Below are 16,294 nucleotides of genomic sequence, written 5' to 3' on the forward strand. Positions count from 1 at the left end.
ATGGTTGCGTCTCGCGGCGCGTCGCGATGGCGGCGCGCCGAGCGAGAGCGCCGTATCAGCCCTTCACCGCGCCCGCCGTCAAGCCGCGCACGAAGTAGCGGCCCGCGACGACGTAGACGAGCAGTGTCGGCAAAGCCGCGATGATGGCGGCGGCCATGTCGACGTTGTATTCCTTCACACCCGTCGAGGTATTCACGAGATTGTTCAGGGCCACCGTGATCGGCATCGAATCGACGCCCGAGAACACGATACCGAACAGGAAGTCGTTCCAAATCTGCGTGAATTGCCAGATGACGCACACCATGAAGATCGGCAGCGACACCGGCAGCAGGATCCGCGTGAAGATCATGAAGAAGCCGGCGCCGTCGATGCGGGCGGCCTTGACGAGCTCAGCCGGAATGCTCACGTAGAAGTTGCGGAAGAACATCGTCGTGAACGCGATCCCGTACACCACATGCACGAGGACGAGCCCCGAGATCGTGTTGGAGATCCCGACGAAACCGAGCAGTCGCGCCATCGGCAACAGGATGGTCTGGAACGGGATGAAGCAGCCCACCAAGAGCATCGTGAAGACGAGATCGGCGCCGCGAAAGCGCCAGTGCGTCAGCACGTAGCCGTTGAACGCGCCGATGATCGACGAGAGCAACACGGCCGGAATCACCATGCGCACCGAGTTCATGAAGAACGGACGCATGCCGTCGCAGCGCACGCCCGTGCACGCCTCGCTCCACGCCTTGATCCACGGCGCGAAGGTCCAGTGCGACGGCGGCGTCAGCAGATTGCCGGTGCGCAGTTGGTCGAGATCCTTGAACGACGTCGACAGCATGACGTAGATCGGAAACAGGAAATACAGGGCGAACAGGATAAGCGCAGCGTAAATGAACGCTCGGCTAATCGTCATCTTAGGCTGCATTGCGCGTGCTCCTCGATTCGAGATACATGAGCGGAACCAGCACGGCAACCACCGTTGCGAGCATCATCATCGACGACGCCGCGCCCACGCCGAGCTGGCCGCGGTTGAACGAGAACGTGTACATGAACATCGCAGGCAACGACGACGATGTGCCCGGGCCGCCCGCCGTGAGTGCGACGACGAGGTCGAACGTCTTGATCGTGATGTGGCAGAGGATCAAGAGCACTGAGAAAAACACGGGCCGCATGCTCGGAATCACGATCTTGCGGTAGATCGTGGGCAGCGTCGCGCCATCCACTTGCGCGGCTTTGAAGATTTCCGCGTCGACACCGCGCAGCCCGGCAAGGAACAGCGCCATGACGAAGCCCGTCGATTGCCATACGGCGGCGATCACGATACAGAAGATGGCCTTGTCCGGATCGTCGAGCCAGGTGAACGAGAAGCTCGTCCAGCCCCAGTCGTGCAGCACTTTCTCGAGCCCGAGCGATGGGTTCAAGATCCACTGCCAAGCCGTGCCTGTGACGATGAACGAAAGCGCCATCGGGTACAGGAATACGGCGCGCAGCGCGCCTTCGTTGCGGATCTTTTGATCGAGCAAAATGGCCAGGAAGAGCCCGAGGCCGATGCACACGCCAATGAACGGGATGCCGAACCATCCGAGGTTCTGCGCCGACGTCCACCACACATCGTTGTCGAACAATTCGCGGTAGCGCGTGAGGCCGGTGAACGTGTAATTGGGCATCAGCCGCGAATTGGACAGCGACAGGTACCCGGTGATCAGAATGAAGCCATAGACGAAAACTAGGCTGATCGCCACGCTGGGCGAGAGCACGAGTTTCGGGATCCAACGATCGGCAAGCGCCGACAACGACGAGGTGCGGTGGGATACGGGCGCCACGTTGTTCCCTTTTCCGCTGAGAGAGGCAGCCACTACTCGACTCCTGAGTGCTTGCAGGCCGGCCGAAGCGCGCCGAACGCTCGATGCGCCCGGCCGGCTAGAGTGACGCAGGCAGACGCCGCATGCAGCGAACGCCCGCCCCTTTGACTACGCTTACTTCGTCTTGGCCGCCCGCGCGAGCGCTGCCACGGCGTCTTGCGACGATTCGTTCGAGTTCATGAACTTGGTCACGACGTCGCTGAGCGCACCGGCCGTGGCATCGCCTTGCGCCATGCCGTGAGCCAGCGACGGCACGTAGCCTCCGGCCTTGATCGCCGCTTGCTCATCCGCGTACGACTTCTTCGCGCAATCGTCGTAGCTGCTCATGTCGACACCCAAACGCACCGGGATCGAGCCCTTGTACAGGCTGAATTGCTTCTGGAAGTCGGGGCTCATGATCGTCTTGGCGAGCGCGAGCTGGCCCGGCGTAGCCGCCTTTTGGCCCTTCTGCTGGAAGAACACGAAGGAATCTACGTTGAACGTGTACGCCTTCGCGGTGCCCGGCACGGCCGTGCAGACGTAATCGACGCCGGCCTTCTTGTTCGCGTTCGCGAATTCGCCCTTGGCCCAATCGCCCATGAACTGCATGCCGGCCTTGCCGTTGATGACCATGGCGGTGGCGAGGTTCCAGTCGCGGCCCGTGCGCGAGCTGTCGAAGTAAGTCGTGAGCTTACGAACGGTGTCGAACACCTTCACCATTTGCGGCGACGTGAGCGTCTTTTGATCGAGGTCGACGATCGCCTTCTTGTAGAAGTCGGCGCCCTGCGACAGCACGACGTCTTCCCACACCGTGAAGTCTTGCCACGGCTGGCCGCCCATTGCGACCGGCTGATAGCCCGCCGCCTTCATCTTATCGGCGACGGCGAAGAATTCGTCCCACGTGGTGGGCACCTTGCCGCCCGCCTTATCGAGTGCGGCCTTGTTGATGTACAGCCAGTTCACGCGGTGCACCGAGAACGGCGCGGCGACGTAATGGCCGTCCACTTGCATGATCTTGTCGATCTGCGGCGGCAAGTTCTTCTTCCAATCTTCCGACTTCGCCGCGGAATCGACGTTGACCAGCACGCCCTGATCCGCCCACTCCTTGATCAGCGGCCCCTTGATTTGCGCGGCGGTGGGCGCGTTGCCCGAGATCACCTGCGTCTTCAGAGCCGTCATGGCCGCGGCGCCCGCACCGCCCGCCACCGCGAAGTCCTTCCACGTATAGCCTTGCTTCGTCATGTCGTCCTTGAGGACGCCGATGGCCTTGGACTCGCCGCCCGAAGTCCACCAGTGCAGCACTTCGACGGATTCGGCCGCCTGAGCCGCCGACACGCCCACCATCAGCCCCGTGGCGCACAGCGCAGCCATGATCGCGCGAACTTTCATTCTTTATCTCCTCCAGACTACTGACCAAGTAACGATGTCTCCCCTCTTCGACAGGCAGGGGAACGGTGGTTGGATGCAACAGAACAGAACAACAACACTGAACGTGACCGAGGCGCGGCGCAGGCTTCGATGCGCACGCACGAGCGCTCGCCCAGTGGGCGAACCCGGCTGCGATGCCTCGTCAGGAAACGGGTGGTTCCAAGCTCGACGACTGTCTCCTCTTTGAATTCGGCTGGCCCGCCTCGCGCGGACCCAGCTCGGGGAGGCAGCGCTCGCGAAACCGCGCTGCTAACATGCACGCGCGATGAAAATAGGGACGCGCGGCGCACTGCCCGCCGACCGCCTTGAGAGCCTTGCGCCACGAAGAAGGCGCAAACTTTTTTCAATCGATCGACGTTACCTCTTGATTTGGATTGTAGTTAAACTACAATTCAGTGTCAAAAATATTTTTATCGCGCTACAGACGTCGCAACTCGAGCAGCCCATCGGCCAAGACACGTTTCTCGAATCGCGCCCGCAACCCTTCGACCTTCGGCTCACGACTCATGCAAATCGATTCAGGCTTCACTTTCGTTCTCTTTGGCGGGACTGGCGATCTGTCGATGCGAAAGATCCTTCCGGCGCTCTACGAGGCCCACCGCGCGGGCATGCTCTCCGAACACGGCAGGATCGTCGCCGTGGCCCGGCACGCCGCCGACCGCGACGGCTACCTCGAGTGGGTCGACAGCAACGTAAAGGCCCATGTGTCGAAGGGCGGCCTGGATCAAGCCGCCTGGCAACGCTTTCTCGATCGCATCGCCTACGTGAAGCTCGATCTGGGCAAGCCCGAGGATTTCGTCCTGCTGCGCGACGCGCTCGAGAACCACGCCGGCACGCGCGTGTTCTATTTGGCGACGGGGCCGTCGTTGTTCGTGCCGATTTGCCGCGCGCTCGCCTCGGTCGGCCTGAACGAGAACGCCCGCATCGTGCTCGAAAAGCCGCTCGGCTACGACTTGCGCTCGTCCAACGCGATCAACGACGCCGTGGGCGAGATCTTCGCCGAGGAACAGATCTATCGAATCGACCACTACCTCGGCAAGGAGCCCGTGCAGAACTTACTCGCGCTGCGTTTCGGCAATGCGCTGTTCGAGCCGCTGTGGCGCCGCGAGTGGGTGGAGAGCATTCAGATCACGATCGCCGAGGAGCTGGGCGTCGAAGGGCGCGGCGATTTCTACGACAATACGGGCGCGCTGCGCGACATGGTGCAGAACCACCTGTTGCAGTTGCTGTCGATTGTCGCGATGGAACCGCCCCACTCCATGGATTCGGACTCGGTCCGCGACGAAAAGCTGCGCGTGCTGCGCGCACTGAAGCCGATCGATACGCGCGACATCTCCAAGATCGCGGTGCGCGGCCAGTACCACGCGGGCGTCATCAAAGGCACCTCGGTCCCCGCCTATGCGACCGAGCACGGCGTCAAGCCGCAAAGCACGACCGAAACCTTCGTCGCGCTGAAAGTCGAAATCGAAAACTGGCGTTGGTCGGGCGTGCCGTTCTTCCTGCGCACGGGCAAGCGCCTGGCCGAACGCGTCGCCGAGATCGTCGTCAACTTCCGGCCCGTGCCGCATTCGGCGCTCGGCGCACCGGCGCTTCGGCCCGGCGCGAACCGTCTCGTGATCCGGCTGCAGCCGAACGAGTCGATCCGCCTTTACTGCCTGGCCAAGCAGCCGGGCGAAGGGATGAACCTCTCGAGCGTCCATCTGGATCTCGCCTTCGACCAGTTCTTCAAGGAAGGCCAGATGGAGGCGTACCAACGCCTGCTGCTCGACGTCATCAACGGGCGCCTTGCCCTGTTCGTGCGGCGCGACGAACAAGAGGCCGCCTGGCGCTGGGTCGAGCCCATCCTGAACGAATGGGCTGCCTCGAACAAGCCGCCCAAGCCTTATGCGTCGGGCACTTGGGGCCCGGCCGCTGCGAGCGCGATGCTCGCTCAGCACGGCACCTGCTGGCTCGAGGAAGAAAATTGATCTGATGCAAGAACGGCTCGGCGGCACTATGCTGCGCGGCGTACTCGAGCTTCGAGCGCGCGGCTTCGCTGCCGGCGATGTTGGACATACAAAAAGCAGTCTGGAGGAGAAGTGATCGAGCTTCACGCTTTTGACGACCCGCGCGCCCAAGCCGGCGCGCTGGCGAAAGCGGTCGGCGGCGCGCTCAGCGCGTCGCTTGCCGCGGCTATCGGCACGCGCGCCACGCTCGCCGTCTCGGGCGGCACGAGCCCGCGCCCGTTCTTTCAGGCCCTTGCGCTCGAATCGCTCGATTGGGCGCGCGTGGACGTGACGCTGGTCGACGATCGTTGGGTGGCCGAAACCGACAACGCGAGCAACGCGCGGCTCGTGCGCGAAACGCTGCTCACGCAGGCGGCCAGCGCCGCGCGCTTCGCGCCGCTCGTCGACGTATCGGTCTCGCTCGACGCACGCGTTGCCGCGTTGAACGCCGATCCATCGTATGCCCAGCCGAACGTCGCCGTGCTCGGCATGGGCGAGGACGGTCACACGGCGTCGCTGTTCGCCGATGCGCCCGCTCACGAATGGACGCACGCGCTGCAAACCGGCGAGCGCTACGTCGCCGTCCATCCGGGCGCGGCGCCGCACGCGCGCATCAGCCTGTCGATGTCCGCCCTCAAGCGGGTCGAGCGGCTGTTTCTGTTGATCTCGGGCGAACGCAAGCTCGACGTGCTCAAGGCGGCCGCATCCGCGCCACAAGAAAACGCCATCTCGAAGCTGGCAAACGACAAGGGAGTCAGACTCGATGTCTACTGGTCTGCAAAATAAGGCGGTTTCGATACCCGGCGCACGCCAGCACGCCGACGGTCCGCGCCTGCTGGCCGATATCGGCGGCACCAACGCGCGCTTCGCGCTCGAAACGGAACCCGGGGAGGTTTCGCAGATCCGCGTCTATCCCTGCGCCGACTATCCGACGATCGAAGACGTCCTCAAGAAGTACTTGAAGGACGCGAAGGTCGGCCGCGTCAATCATGCGGCAATCGCCATCGCCAACCCCGTGGACGGCGATCACGTCAGCATGACCAACTTCAAGTGGGCGTTCTCGATCGAGGCGACGCGGCGCGCGCTCGGCTTCGATACACTGCTCGTCGTCAACGATTTCACCGCGCTCGCCATGGCGCTGCCGGGCCTCACCGACGCGCAGCGCCTGCAAGTGGGCGGCGGCGCGCGCCGGCAGAACAGCGTGATCGGGCTGCTCGGCCCCGGCACGGGCCTGGGCGTATCGGGGCTGATTCCTGCCGACGATCGCTGGATCGCGCTCGGCAGCGAAGGCGGCCACGCGAGCTTCGCGCCGCAGGACGAGCGCGAAGATCTCGTCATGCAGTACGCGCGCAAGAAGTGGCCGCACGTCTCGTTCGAGCGCGTCGCGGCCGGGCCGGGCATCGAGCTCATTTACCGCGCGCTGGCGGCCCGCGACAAGAAACGCGTCCCGGCTACCGTCGATCCTGCCGAGGTCGTCACGCGCGCCCATGCGGGCGAAGCGCTCGCGCTCGAGGCGGTCGATTGCTTCTGCGGCATCCTCGGCACGTTCGCGGGCAATCTTGCCGTGACCCTCGGCGCGCTGGGCGGCATCTATATTGGCGGCGGCGTCGTGCTCAAGCTCGGCGAGTTGTTCATGCGCTCCTCGTTCCGTCAGCGCTTCGAGGCCAAAGGCCGGTTCGAGCCGTATCTGGCCAACGTGCCGACCTACCTCATCACCGCCGAGTATCCGGCGTTCCTCGGCGTGTCCGCGATCCTGGCCGAACAATTGTCGAACCGGGCCGGCGGCGGCTCGTCGGCCGTGTTCGAGCGCATCCGCCAAATGCGCGACGCTTTGACGCCGGCCGAGCGCCGCGTGGCCGATCTCGCGCTCAATCATCCGCGCTCGATCATCAGCGACCCGATCGTCGATATCGCGCGCAAGGCCGATGTCAGTCAGCCAACCGTGATCCGCTTCTGCCGCTCGCTCGGTTGCCAGGGGCTGTCCGACTTCAAGCTCAAGCTCGCGACCGGCCTCACGGGCACGATCCCGGTCAGCCATAGCCAGGTGCATCTGGGCGATACGGCGACCGACTTCGGGGCGAAGGTGCTCGACAACACGGTCTCGGCCATCTTGCAGTTGCGCGAGCATTTGAACTTCGACCATGTCGAACGGGCCATCGAGGTGCTGAACGGCGCGCGGCGCATCGAGTTCTATGGGCTCGGCAATTCGAACATCGTTGCGCAAGACGCGCACTACAAATTCTTCCGCTTCGGCATCCCGACGATCGCTTACGGCGATCTATATATGCAGGCGGCGTCGGCCGCGCTGCTCGGCAAGGGTGACGTGATCGTGGCGGTGTCGAAGTCCGGGCGCGCGCCGGAACTGCTGCGCGTGCTCGAAGTGGCCATGCAGGCCGGCGCACAGGTGATCGCGATCACGTCGAGCAACACGCCGCTCGCCAAGCGCGCTACCGTCGCGCTGGAAACCGATCACATCGAGATCCGCGAATCGCAGTTGTCGATGATTTCTCGCATCCTGCATCTCGTGATGATCGACATCTTGGCCGTGGGCGTGGCGATTCGCCGCGCCGAGCCTACGGCGGAGATGGCGCAAGCCGTCGTGAAGGCGCGTTCTGCCTCCACCGACGACGCCACCGCCGTGCTCGACTGGCTCAGCCACGGGGCGGCGTCCTCGGCGGCGGATTGAGCGCGGCGGCGCGCCGGGGCCTCGGCCCTGGCGCGCCGCGCGTGGCACCTCGCCTTCCTTGCGAACGACGCTTGCACCAAGCCGATCGTCCTTTCCTTCTCGCCTTGCCGCGATCGCACAAACGCTCGCACCCCACCCCGGCCAACCGGCAAAAATGCCGCGAGCGCCCCTCCTTACTGGCGCGCTCGCCCGGCTCTGCACCGAAACGTCGACTTTTCTTCAACGTATTCGCAACAATGGTGCGTCAAAAAATGTCGCGCCCGCGCAACACTTCAAGGAAAGAATTAAGCATCCGCTTTCACCTCTTTCCTTATCTGGCAAGGCCCTGCATGATTCGTCGGCGGATATAGTCCTTTTCACTACACGCAATAATGTTCGGCAACTAGTGTTTCTACCAATGAGGGTACGGAGGCCAGATGCCTAGTATCCCCATCGACGCCTGGACCCTGCGGCGGCGCCAAGACACCCAAGAGGTGGAATGGGTCCGCGGCAAAGAAATTACCCAATCCGGGTTGCTCACACTGCAACTCTCTTCGTCTCGGAGACCATTTGATGAAAAAATCGCTTCTCGCCCTCGCCGTGACGAGCGCCTTCGCAGCACCGGCGTTCGCACAAAATAGCGTTACGTTGTACGGCGTGATCGACGCCGGTCTTACGTATGTGAACAATGCTGGCGGCGCCAGCAAGTGGGCCATGCAAAGCGGCATCGTTCAAGGCAGCCGTTGGGGCCTGAAGGGCTCGGAAGACCTGGGTGGCGGCACGAAGGCCATCTTCCAATTGGAAAACGGCTTCAACGTGTTCAACGGCGGCCTGGCTCAAGGTGGCCGTGAGTTCGGCCGTCAAGCCTACGTTGGCTTGTCGAACAACCAATTCGGTACGTTGACGCTCGGTCGTCAATACGATCCGGTGGTCGACAACGCACAGGCAACGACGTTCAACGGCCAATGGGGCGCCTACTTCTCGCACCCCGGCGACATCGACAACACGGATAACGGCTTCCGCGTGAACAATGCGGTCAAGTACGTTTCGCCGCGCTTCGGTGGCGTTCAAGGCGAATTGTTCTACGCATTCGGCGGCGTGGCTGGCCAGTTCGGCGCCCAAAGCACGATCGGCGCAGGCTTGAACTACTCGGGCGGCCCGCTGTACATCGGCTTGGGCTACTTCTACGCGAAGAACCCGGGCCTCGCCTCGAGCACGGTTGCGACCGATGGCAACTTCGGCACGTCCACGGGCATCTGGACGCTGGTCGGCGCGCCCCGGAACATGCAAAGCATCAGCGGCGGCGCAACGTACACGTTCGGCCCGGCCACTGTCGGTGCGAACATTTCGGACGTCCGTTTCAACGACGCGTTGGTGGCGGGCCAAACGACCCGCTTCGACAGCTTCGAACTGTGGGGCAACTACAGCCTGACGCCGGCGGCAACGCTGGGCGCCGGCTACACCTACACGACGGGCAAGGTCGACGCGACGAGCCAAAAGCCGAAGTACGGTCAAGTCAACCTGATGGCCGACTACCGTTTGTCGAAGCGCACGGACGTCTATGCAATGGGCGTCTACCAGCACGCGATGAGCGGCGGCGTGACGGCCGACATCTACGCCGGCATCACCGGCGCTGCCAGCACGAACAGCAACCAAGTGCTGGGCCGCGTCGGCATCCGTCACAAGTTCTAAGCACAGCGACATGTCATCCGGTGGGTTTCGGCCCGCCGGAGCATGGTTGCCGCAGCATCTTCAAAGCGCCCCTCGGGGCGCTTTTTTTGTGCCCGCTCGTCCCGCATTAGCCATTTGGCCAGCGGCCCCACCGCCCCGCTTTCGGTACAATTGGCGCCATCCTACCGGTCATGGCCGCGGCGCTCGATGCGCCGGCGCCTGCCTTTAGCCGGTCCCTCGTCGATCCCATTTCGCCCATGTCCAGCAATCAAGCCCTCTTTGAACGCGCACAGCAAACCATCCCCGGCGGCGTCAATTCGCCCGTGCGGGCCTTTCGCTCAGTAGGCGGCACGCCCCGCTTCGTCAAACGCGCTCAGGGGCCGTACTTCTGGGATGCCGAAGGCACGCGCTACATCGACTACATCGGTTCGTGGGGCCCGATGATCGTCGGCCACGTCCACCCCGAAGTGCTCGAAGCCGTGCAGCGCGTGCTCGTGGATGGGTTTTCCTTCGGCGCGCCAACCGAGGCGGAAATCGAGATCGCCGAGGAAATCTGCAAGCTAATGCCCTCGATCGAAAAGGTGCGCTTGGTGTCGAGCGGCACCGAAGCCACCATGAGCGCACTGCGCCTCGCGCGCGGCTTCACGCAGCGCAATCGCATCGTCAAATTCGAAGGCTGCTATCACGGGCACGCCGATAGCCTGCTCGTCAAAGCGGGCTCGGGCTTGCTCACGTTCGGCAATCCCACGTCGGCCGGCGTCCCGGCGGATATCACGAAGCACACCACAGTGCTCGAATACAACAACACGCAGGCGCTCGAGGAAGCATTCGCGGCCTTCGGCGACGAAATCGCAGCCGTCATCGTCGAGCCCGTGGCCGGCAACATGAACCTCGTGCGCGGCAACCCGGCGTTTCTGCAAGCGCTGCGGCGTCTGTGCACGCATCACGGCGCCGTGCTGATTTTCGACGAAGTCATGTGCGGCTTTCGCGTGGCGCTCGGCGGCGCTCAGGCGCTGTACGGCATCACCCCGGATCTCACCTGCCTTGGCAAAGTGATCGGCGGCGGCATGCCGGCAGCGGCGTTCGGCGGGCGGCGCGACATCATGTCGCTGCTCGCGCCGGAAGGCGCCGTCTATCAGGCGGGCACGCTCTCGGGAAACCCGATCGCCGTTGCGGCAGGCCTGAAGACGCTCGAGTTGATTCAAGCGCCCGGTTTCTACGATCGTCTGTCGGCGCAAACGGCGCGGCTCGCGAGCGGCTTGACGGCCGCGGCGCGCGAGGCGGGCGCGACGTTCTGCGCCGACGCCGTGGGCGGCATGTTCGGACTGTACTTCACCGAGCGAGTGCCGGCGAGCTTCGCCGACGTCTCGCATAGCGACATTGCGCGTTTCAACACGTTCTTCCATCAAATGCTCGATGCCGGCGTGTACTTCGCGCCGTCGGCCTACGAGGCAGGCTTCGTGTCGAGCGCCCACGACGACGCCGTGATCGACGCGACGATCGAAGCGGCGCGCGGCGCGTTCGCCGTGCGCGCGTCCTAACCCCGCGCGCCGATGTTCTCCGAAGCCGACTTCATCCATATGCAGCGCGCGCTCACGCTCGCTGCGCGCGGCATGTACACGACCACGCCGAATCCGCGCGTGGGTTGCGTGCTCGTCAAAGACGGCATGCCGATCGGCGAAGGCTATACACAACCGGCCGGGCAGGACCACGCCGAGGTGCAGGCGCTCAAGGACGCGCGGCGGCGCGGACATGATCCTCAGGGCGCGACGGCCTATGTTTCGCTCGAACCGTGCAGCCACTTCGGTCGCACGCCGCCGTGCGTGCATGCCTTGATCGACGCGCGCGTGAAGCGCGTCATCGCGGCGATGGAAGATCCGAATCCGCAGGTATCCGGGCGGGGGCTATCGAGGCTGCGCGAAGCGGGCATCGACGTGCGCTGTGGCTTGCTGGCGAATGAAGCGCGCGAATTGAACATCGGTTTCGTGTCGCGCATGACGCGCGCGCGGCCGTGGGTGCGAATGAAAGTTGCGGCATCGCTCGACGGGCGCACGGCGCTGCCTTCGGGCGAAAGCCAGTGGATCACGGGCGCCGCCGCGCGCGCCGATGGCCACGCCTGGCGCGCACGCGCTTGTGCGATCTTGACGGGCATCGGCACGGTGCGCGACGACGATCCGCAACTGACGGTGCGCGAAGTGCAAACGCCGCGACAACCGCTGCGGGTGCTCGTCGATAGCCGCTTGGACGTGCCGCTCACGGCGCGCTTGCTCGACGGCGCCCCGCCGCTCGTCTTTTGCGGGCGCATCGAACCCAGCAATGCGGCGCGGGCCAACGCGTTGGCTGCGCGCGGCGCCGAAGTCGTGCCGCTTGCGAACGCGCACGGCAAGGTCGATTTACCCGCGATGCTGAAGGTGCTAGGCGAGCGCGGCATCAACGAACTGCATGTCGAAGCGGGACATAAGCTCAATGGCTCGCTGCTGCGCGAGGGGTGCGTGGACGAACTGCTCGTCTATCTGGCGCCCAGTCTCCTCGGTTCGGATTCAGCCGGGATGTTCGACTTGGCCGCGCCAGCCACGCTCGATGCACGCACCCGGCTGGTCTTTCACACGGTCGAGCGCATTGGCGACGATCTTCGCATCTTGGCGCGACTGCAACCGCCGTCCGCACCCAATTGAACGATAAAGGAACACAACGATGTTTACGGGAATCGTCGCGGCCGTGGGCCGCATCGAAGCAGTGAAGCCGCTCGGCGCGGATCCCGCTGCCGGTGTGCGCCTGACGGTGGATGCTGGGGCGCTCGATCTGACGGACGTGGCGCTTGGCGACAGCATCGCCATTCAGGGCGCTTGCATGACCGTCGTGGAAAAGACGGCGCGCACCTTCGACGTCGATGTCTCGCGCGAAAGCCTGAACTGCACGGTTGGGCTTGCCGAGCCGGGCGAGGTCAATTTGGAGAAAGCGCTGACGGCGCATGAGCGGTTGGGCGGGCACATCGTCTCGGGCCACGTTGACGGGCTTGGCGTGGTCACGCGTTTTGCCGCTGTTGGCGAATCCCACGAGCTGCGCATCCTTGCGCCGCAGGACATCGGCCGCTACCTCGCCTACAAGGGCTCGATCACGGTCAATGGCGTGAGCTTGACCGTCAATAGCGTTGACGATCGCGATGACGGCTGTGAGTTCTCGATCAATCTCATCCCGCATACCGTGGAAGTCACGACGCTCAAGCACTTGAAGGCTGGGGCACGGGTGAATCTCGAAGTGGATTTGATTGCGCGGTATGTGGAGCGGATGCTCGCATCGTCTCCTGACGGCTATAAATCGTTGAAATGATTCGGTTTTTGGCGAGTTGACTGTCTGCTGCCGTATCACCAAATCTCGCTGAATCTACGGTTTGGTGACGGTATTTCTGACGGTATACGGCCGTTTTCTGCGGCTCGTATACCGTCGCGCCTCCGCAAGAACACATCTACGAGCGTTGGCTTTCAGATACCGCGGCCTTCATCTTCTCAACCATCTGGTTCTTTCGGAACATCTTCTTCGCCAATGCAAGCTGAGTCCGCAGATGAGGAGCGAAATCGTCTCCCTTGCCCAGCTTGTCTGACTTGAGGAACGCATTGAGGTCTTGCATCCTTGCGAACTCGGGCTCCTGGAACAGTGAGTCCTCGTTACCAACGGTAAGGTAGACACCTGCATTGTCAAGGCTCTCAACGTATGGGCACACAACCATGGCTCTAGCACGGCCGCAGTCCCGATCGTCAAGCTCTCAGTGTAAAATTTCACGTGTTCCATTTTTTGGTGCGCCGAGTAGATCTCACACCCGCCGCCATTGATTCAGCAAACAGAGGGAGTGTGGCTTGATGACAGCCGGTGCCCCACAGGCAAGTAAGACGGTTGACTACGATCCAGCCGAACATCGGGTCAAGCACTGTTGGTCTGAACCGAGAGCAGACTTTGTCACTACTGGTGTCGGAATTATCGGAAAATGTCCATCGACCTTGTCCAAGGCTCAAGCTCGCGAGCTGTTGAACGACGCCGAGTTTGAGGGGAAACAGCCAGATCAAACCGTCGCGGAAGTGATGCCTGAACGAGCGTGGAACGTGCATGAGGGTGTTATCTATGAAGCCGTCCCGTCAGGCCCCAGCGCCTACCATGGGTATCCTTGGCGTGGTCGCCCCGGTCGCAACCGTCTTGCACGCGGGGTTAAGCGCGCTCTGCAGCAGAAGGCGGAGGCGCAAGGCTACGGACGGGAGTTTAAAGATTGGCTAGAGCGATATGAATCCTGATTCGTCGATACGTTTCGAGTTCCTCCCATCGGAAGACGAAGCCGCCCGCAAAAACGGCTGGGGCAGCGGGATCTTGTACGTCCTCGACATTCCGTACTGGTATTCCAACAGCGATGTTCAGCCCCATCCCGTTGAATGGACCTGGGTCGATTTGCTTGAGCATGTTGCCTCGAATTGGGGGGCGTTGGTCTTTGAGCAATCGTATCCATTCTCTTGGCTAAATGATGTCGCTCACCCCGGGGACGTATGGAACGTGGCCGAACGAAGATGGGCTAGGCTCGGCGACGAACTCGCCGAGGCAGAGGAAACCGAGCTTCTCGCCTTTGAGCGGCGACATAACCTGGCCGCCGCCTGGAAGGGTCTATCACTGCCATCGCTCACATTGATGCGCAATGGCGGTGTGTGCTGGATTTGCGTTGACGGCCGGGCACCCATAAGAGCTCCATTCGAAGAATGCCGTACTGCGCTGGTCTCAATTTGCGATGCATTGGCGCAGTCGTTCGAAGGCTCACCCAACCCCAGGGTGGCAAGCGCAGTCAATCGATGGCGCAATCGCGGTGTCACTGCCAAGAATAGCTTCTTCAGGTCGGTGACAGGCATGTCCCAGGAACTGCTCGCCGCTGTTCAAGGCGACGCTGACCCATTTGAGTTCTGGGGCGTGGCCGCCAATGACCCTTGGGCGGACGGGCTCGTAGAAGAAGGGCCTCTTCTGGCGGCAGCTCGTATGACGGCTGGGATCTGCGACGGCGCGACGATTCGACGCGTACTCGACGCGATTCGTCGAGTACCCCGTGGCAAGCTAGATGCATTGGACAGAATTAGCGCCCAGGCTCGCCAACATCTCCAGAGGGCACCGGCTCAGTACGCCTTTTCCAGCGGGTATGCTGCCGCTGAGTTTGTGCGCGAGACGCTCGGCAGAGATCGCCGAGTCCGCTTCGAAATTGAAACCGTCTTCGCGGAACTGGGCATCGATGTAACACCGCTAGATCTAGGTAAAGAAACAATCGATGCGGTGGCGGTTTGGGGGACTCGTGGCCCCTGCGTAATCTTGAATTTAGACCGACAGCACATTTCGCCAGAACGGACCCGGATGACGCTTGCCCACGAGCTGGGGCACTTGGTTCTGGACCGAGCGGGGGGGCTCCCCTTCTGCGAGGTACTGGGAGGCACAGTAGACGACTTCATGGAGCGACGAGCGAACGCATTTGCAGCGGAGTTGCTGCTCCCAAGAAGTATCGTGGAATACAGGCGCACCACCAAGAGGGCGACGATTGGCGATTTCGTTGCGGCCTTGAAACAGGACTTCGGGGTGAGCAAGTCTGTGGCGTGCGCGCAGATCTACAACTCGCATGTCTTCGCTAGCTTAACCAGCCAGGAGCAGCGTTTCCTGGAGTCACGGCTGAATCTGACAGCGAATGCCTTTGGCTCCCAAAATGCTATTAAGGTGCAGCCGACGGGCGACGTCATGTAGGATAGTTTTGGCGCTGCAGGACATCCAATTGACTATCAGCAAGAAACTGGTCCGCGTCAGGCTCAGTCCTCCTGAAGGTCTCACGGGCCTTTATATGTAGCGTGGTCACTTGGCGTTCTTTCGTGTCCGTCTCCCGGCGTCTCGCTACGAACCTCGCGACGTGACGGTATTTCTGACGGTATACGAGTGCCTTTTCGCGGCCCCATCTATATAGCACAAGCGCTCCCCGCCAGACTCCACATAATTGCCCGGTATGTGGAGCGGATGTTGTCGACGGAGTCTCCTACGAAACTTCGATAATTCGTTGGAATGGAGTGAAGCAAGACTGCCGTTCGGCGCGTCGCACTGTCATCCCGGCTCATCCAGCCAACGAGCGCATCGTCGCCCCAGCGGCTTGCCAAATTTTGCCAAACTGCTAGCATACGACTCATGAGCACCATGAACATCTCCCTTCCCGAGTCGTTGAAAAGCTTTATCGACGATCAGGTAACCGAACGCGGGTACGGCACCAGCAGCGAGTATGTCCGCGAACTGGTCCGCCGTGATCAACAACGCCAGCAGTTGCGGGCATTATTGCTAGCCGGGGCGGCCTCCGCCCCGACGGCTCCGGTCGACGCGAACTACTTTGACTCCCTTCGCGCCCGCGTGCGCAATCAACGGAGATGAAAGCCAGGCCTGTCATCCCGAGAGAGATAGCCCGGCAGGATGTCGACGAAGCGATCAGTTACTACCTGGAAGAAGGCGCGGTACAAGCTGCACTCGGGTTTATCGAGGCGCTTGAGCAGGCATATTTGCACCTGGCGCGACACCCTGACATGGGGTCTCCCCGATACGCTGTCAAGCGCATTCGAAATCTGAGCCACTTCGCGCGTGAGCGCGCAAAGTAAAAGTGAGCCAGTCGCTAGTTCTTCGATGCCGGAACGTGGCCGGCTTTTCGTTGCTGTTTAAGTCGGTAGCTGTCT

The 16,294-nt window shown here is 62.5% G+C and carries 14 protein-coding genes; 10 read left to right on the plus strand and 4 right to left on the minus strand.

The features are described from left to right. Window positions 1–55: 55 nt before the first annotated feature. The 3 genes from MMB74_RS20610 to MMB74_RS20620 all read right to left on the minus strand — a co-directional run bounded on the left by MMB74_RS20610 (window position 56) and on the right by MMB74_RS20620 (window position 3,218). Entirely contained in the window at window positions 56–913 is an 858-nt protein-coding gene (locus MMB74_RS20610) for a carbohydrate ABC transporter permease (protein WP_277430503.1), read from the minus strand. Beyond that, window positions 903–1,844: a sugar ABC transporter permease gene (locus MMB74_RS20615; protein ID WP_277430504.1), complete on the minus strand. Its 942-nt coding sequence runs from the start codon at window positions 1,842–1,844 to the stop codon at window positions 903–905. The genes MMB74_RS20610 and MMB74_RS20615 overlap by 11 nt, the downstream gene beginning before the upstream one ends. A gap of 120 nt (window positions 1,845–1,964) precedes the next feature. After that, window positions 1,965–3,218, minus strand: a complete 1,254-nt coding sequence (locus MMB74_RS20620) for an ABC transporter substrate-binding protein (protein ID WP_277430505.1) — start codon at window positions 3,216–3,218, stop codon at window positions 1,965–1,967. 545 nt (window positions 3,219–3,763) lie between these two features. Between MMB74_RS20620 and zwf the strand changes: the two genes are divergently transcribed. The 7 genes from zwf to MMB74_RS20655 all read left to right on the plus strand — a co-directional run bounded on the left by zwf (window position 3,764) and on the right by MMB74_RS20655 (window position 12,908). Continuing rightward, on the plus strand, window positions 3,764–5,224 hold the full coding sequence (gene zwf / locus MMB74_RS20625; RefSeq protein ID WP_277430506.1) for a glucose-6-phosphate dehydrogenase: 1,461 nt from the start codon (window positions 3,764–3,766) through the stop codon (window positions 5,222–5,224). A gap of 111 nt (window positions 5,225–5,335) precedes the next feature. Further along, window positions 5,336–6,028: a 6-phosphogluconolactonase gene (gene pgl / locus MMB74_RS20630; RefSeq protein ID WP_277430507.1), complete on the plus strand. Its 693-nt coding sequence runs from the start codon at window positions 5,336–5,338 to the stop codon at window positions 6,026–6,028. Next, the gene (locus MMB74_RS20635; RefSeq protein ID WP_277430508.1) at window positions 6,006–7,928 is read left to right on the plus strand and encodes a bifunctional transcriptional regulator/glucokinase; all 1,923 of its coding nucleotides are present in this window, start codon (window positions 6,006–6,008) and stop codon (window positions 7,926–7,928) included. Before pgl ends, MMB74_RS20635 begins: the two co-directional genes overlap by 23 nt. A gap of 552 nt (window positions 7,929–8,480) precedes the next feature. Beyond that, a complete protein-coding gene (locus MMB74_RS20640) occupies window positions 8,481–9,599 on the plus strand; it encodes a porin (RefSeq protein WP_277430509.1) in 1,119 nt (372 codons plus the stop codon). A 236-nt stretch (window positions 9,600–9,835) separates the two neighbouring features. Next, window positions 9,836–11,119: a glutamate-1-semialdehyde 2,1-aminomutase gene (hemL, locus tag MMB74_RS20645; RefSeq protein ID WP_277430510.1), complete on the plus strand. Its 1,284-nt coding sequence runs from the start codon at window positions 9,836–9,838 to the stop codon at window positions 11,117–11,119. Window positions 11,120–11,131: 12 nt separating this feature from the next. Further along, the gene (gene ribD, locus MMB74_RS20650) at window positions 11,132–12,253 is read left to right on the plus strand and encodes a bifunctional diaminohydroxyphosphoribosylaminopyrimidine deaminase/5-amino-6-(5-phosphoribosylamino)uracil reductase RibD (protein WP_277430511.1); all 1,122 of its coding nucleotides are present in this window, start codon (window positions 11,132–11,134) and stop codon (window positions 12,251–12,253) included. Between the two features lie 19 nt (window positions 12,254–12,272). Next, the gene (locus tag MMB74_RS20655) at window positions 12,273–12,908 is read left to right on the plus strand and encodes a riboflavin synthase (RefSeq protein WP_277430512.1); all 636 of its coding nucleotides are present in this window, start codon (window positions 12,273–12,275) and stop codon (window positions 12,906–12,908) included. Between the two features lie 136 nt (window positions 12,909–13,044). On the opposite strand, the gene MMB74_RS20660 is transcribed toward MMB74_RS20655, so the two are convergent. Then, window positions 13,045–13,206 (minus strand): hypothetical protein, encoded by a 162-nt coding sequence (locus MMB74_RS20660; protein WP_277430513.1) that lies wholly within the window; start codon window positions 13,204–13,206, stop codon window positions 13,045–13,047. 644 nt (window positions 13,207–13,850) lie between these two features. Between MMB74_RS20660 and MMB74_RS20665 the strand changes: the two genes are divergently transcribed. From MMB74_RS20665 to MMB74_RS20675, 3 genes are all read left to right on the plus strand, one after another. Further along, complete coding sequence (locus MMB74_RS20665) at window positions 13,851–15,332, plus strand: ImmA/IrrE family metallo-endopeptidase (protein WP_277430514.1); 1,482 nt, start codon at window positions 13,851–13,853, stop codon at window positions 15,330–15,332. A gap of 429 nt (window positions 15,333–15,761) precedes the next feature. Next, entirely contained in the window at window positions 15,762–15,998 is a 237-nt protein-coding gene (locus MMB74_RS20670) for a type II toxin-antitoxin system ParD family antitoxin (protein ID WP_277430515.1), read from the plus strand. Beyond that, window positions 15,995–16,219: a type II toxin-antitoxin system RelE/ParE family toxin gene (locus MMB74_RS20675; protein ID WP_277430516.1), complete on the plus strand. Its 225-nt coding sequence runs from the start codon at window positions 15,995–15,997 to the stop codon at window positions 16,217–16,219. The genes MMB74_RS20670 and MMB74_RS20675 overlap by 4 nt, the downstream gene beginning before the upstream one ends. The last annotated feature ends 75 nt before the right edge of the window (window positions 16,220–16,294 follow it).

Origin of the sequence: Trinickia sp. Y13 (genome assembly GCF_029522115.1) — a bacterium.
In the GTDB taxonomy this organism is placed as follows: domain Bacteria; phylum Pseudomonadota; class Gammaproteobacteria; order Burkholderiales; family Burkholderiaceae; genus Trinickia.

What these genes read in the sequence shown, in the direction of transcription:
- MMB74_RS20635 (WP_277430508.1), top strand. Translation starts at nt 6,006, where the DNA reads ATGTCTACTGGTCTGCAAAATAAGGCGGTTTCGATACCCGGCGCACGC.
- hemL (WP_277430510.1), top strand. Translation starts at nt 9,836, where the DNA reads ATGTCCAGCAATCAAGCCCTCTTTGAACGCGCACAGCAAACCATCCCC.
- MMB74_RS20675 (WP_277430516.1), top strand. Translation starts at nt 15,995, where the DNA reads ATGAAAGCCAGGCCTGTCATCCCGAGAGAGATAGCCCGGCAGGATGTC.
- MMB74_RS20640 (WP_277430509.1), top strand. Translation starts at nt 8,481, where the DNA reads ATGAAAAAATCGCTTCTCGCCCTCGCCGTGACGAGCGCCTTCGCAGCA.
- zwf (WP_277430506.1), top strand. Translation starts at nt 3,764, where the DNA reads ATGCAAATCGATTCAGGCTTCACTTTCGTTCTCTTTGGCGGGACTGGC.
- MMB74_RS20655 (WP_277430512.1), top strand. Translation starts at nt 12,273, where the DNA reads ATGTTTACGGGAATCGTCGCGGCCGTGGGCCGCATCGAAGCAGTGAAG.
- MMB74_RS20670 (WP_277430515.1), top strand. Translation starts at nt 15,762, where the DNA reads ATGAGCACCATGAACATCTCCCTTCCCGAGTCGTTGAAAAGCTTTATC.
- ribD (WP_277430511.1), top strand. Translation starts at nt 11,132, where the DNA reads ATGTTCTCCGAAGCCGACTTCATCCATATGCAGCGCGCGCTCACGCTC.
- MMB74_RS20620 (WP_277430505.1), bottom strand. Translation starts at nt 3,218, where the DNA reads ATGAAAGTTCGCGCGATCATGGCTGCGCTGTGCGCCACGGGGCTGATG.
- MMB74_RS20665 (WP_277430514.1), top strand. Translation starts at nt 13,851, where the DNA reads ATGAATCCTGATTCGTCGATACGTTTCGAGTTCCTCCCATCGGAAGAC.
- MMB74_RS20610 (WP_277430503.1), bottom strand. Translation starts at nt 913, where the DNA reads ATGCAGCCTAAGATGACGATTAGCCGAGCGTTCATTTACGCTGCGCTT.
- MMB74_RS20660 (WP_277430513.1), bottom strand. Translation starts at nt 13,206, where the DNA reads ATGCAAGACCTCAATGCGTTCCTCAAGTCAGACAAGCTGGGCAAGGGA.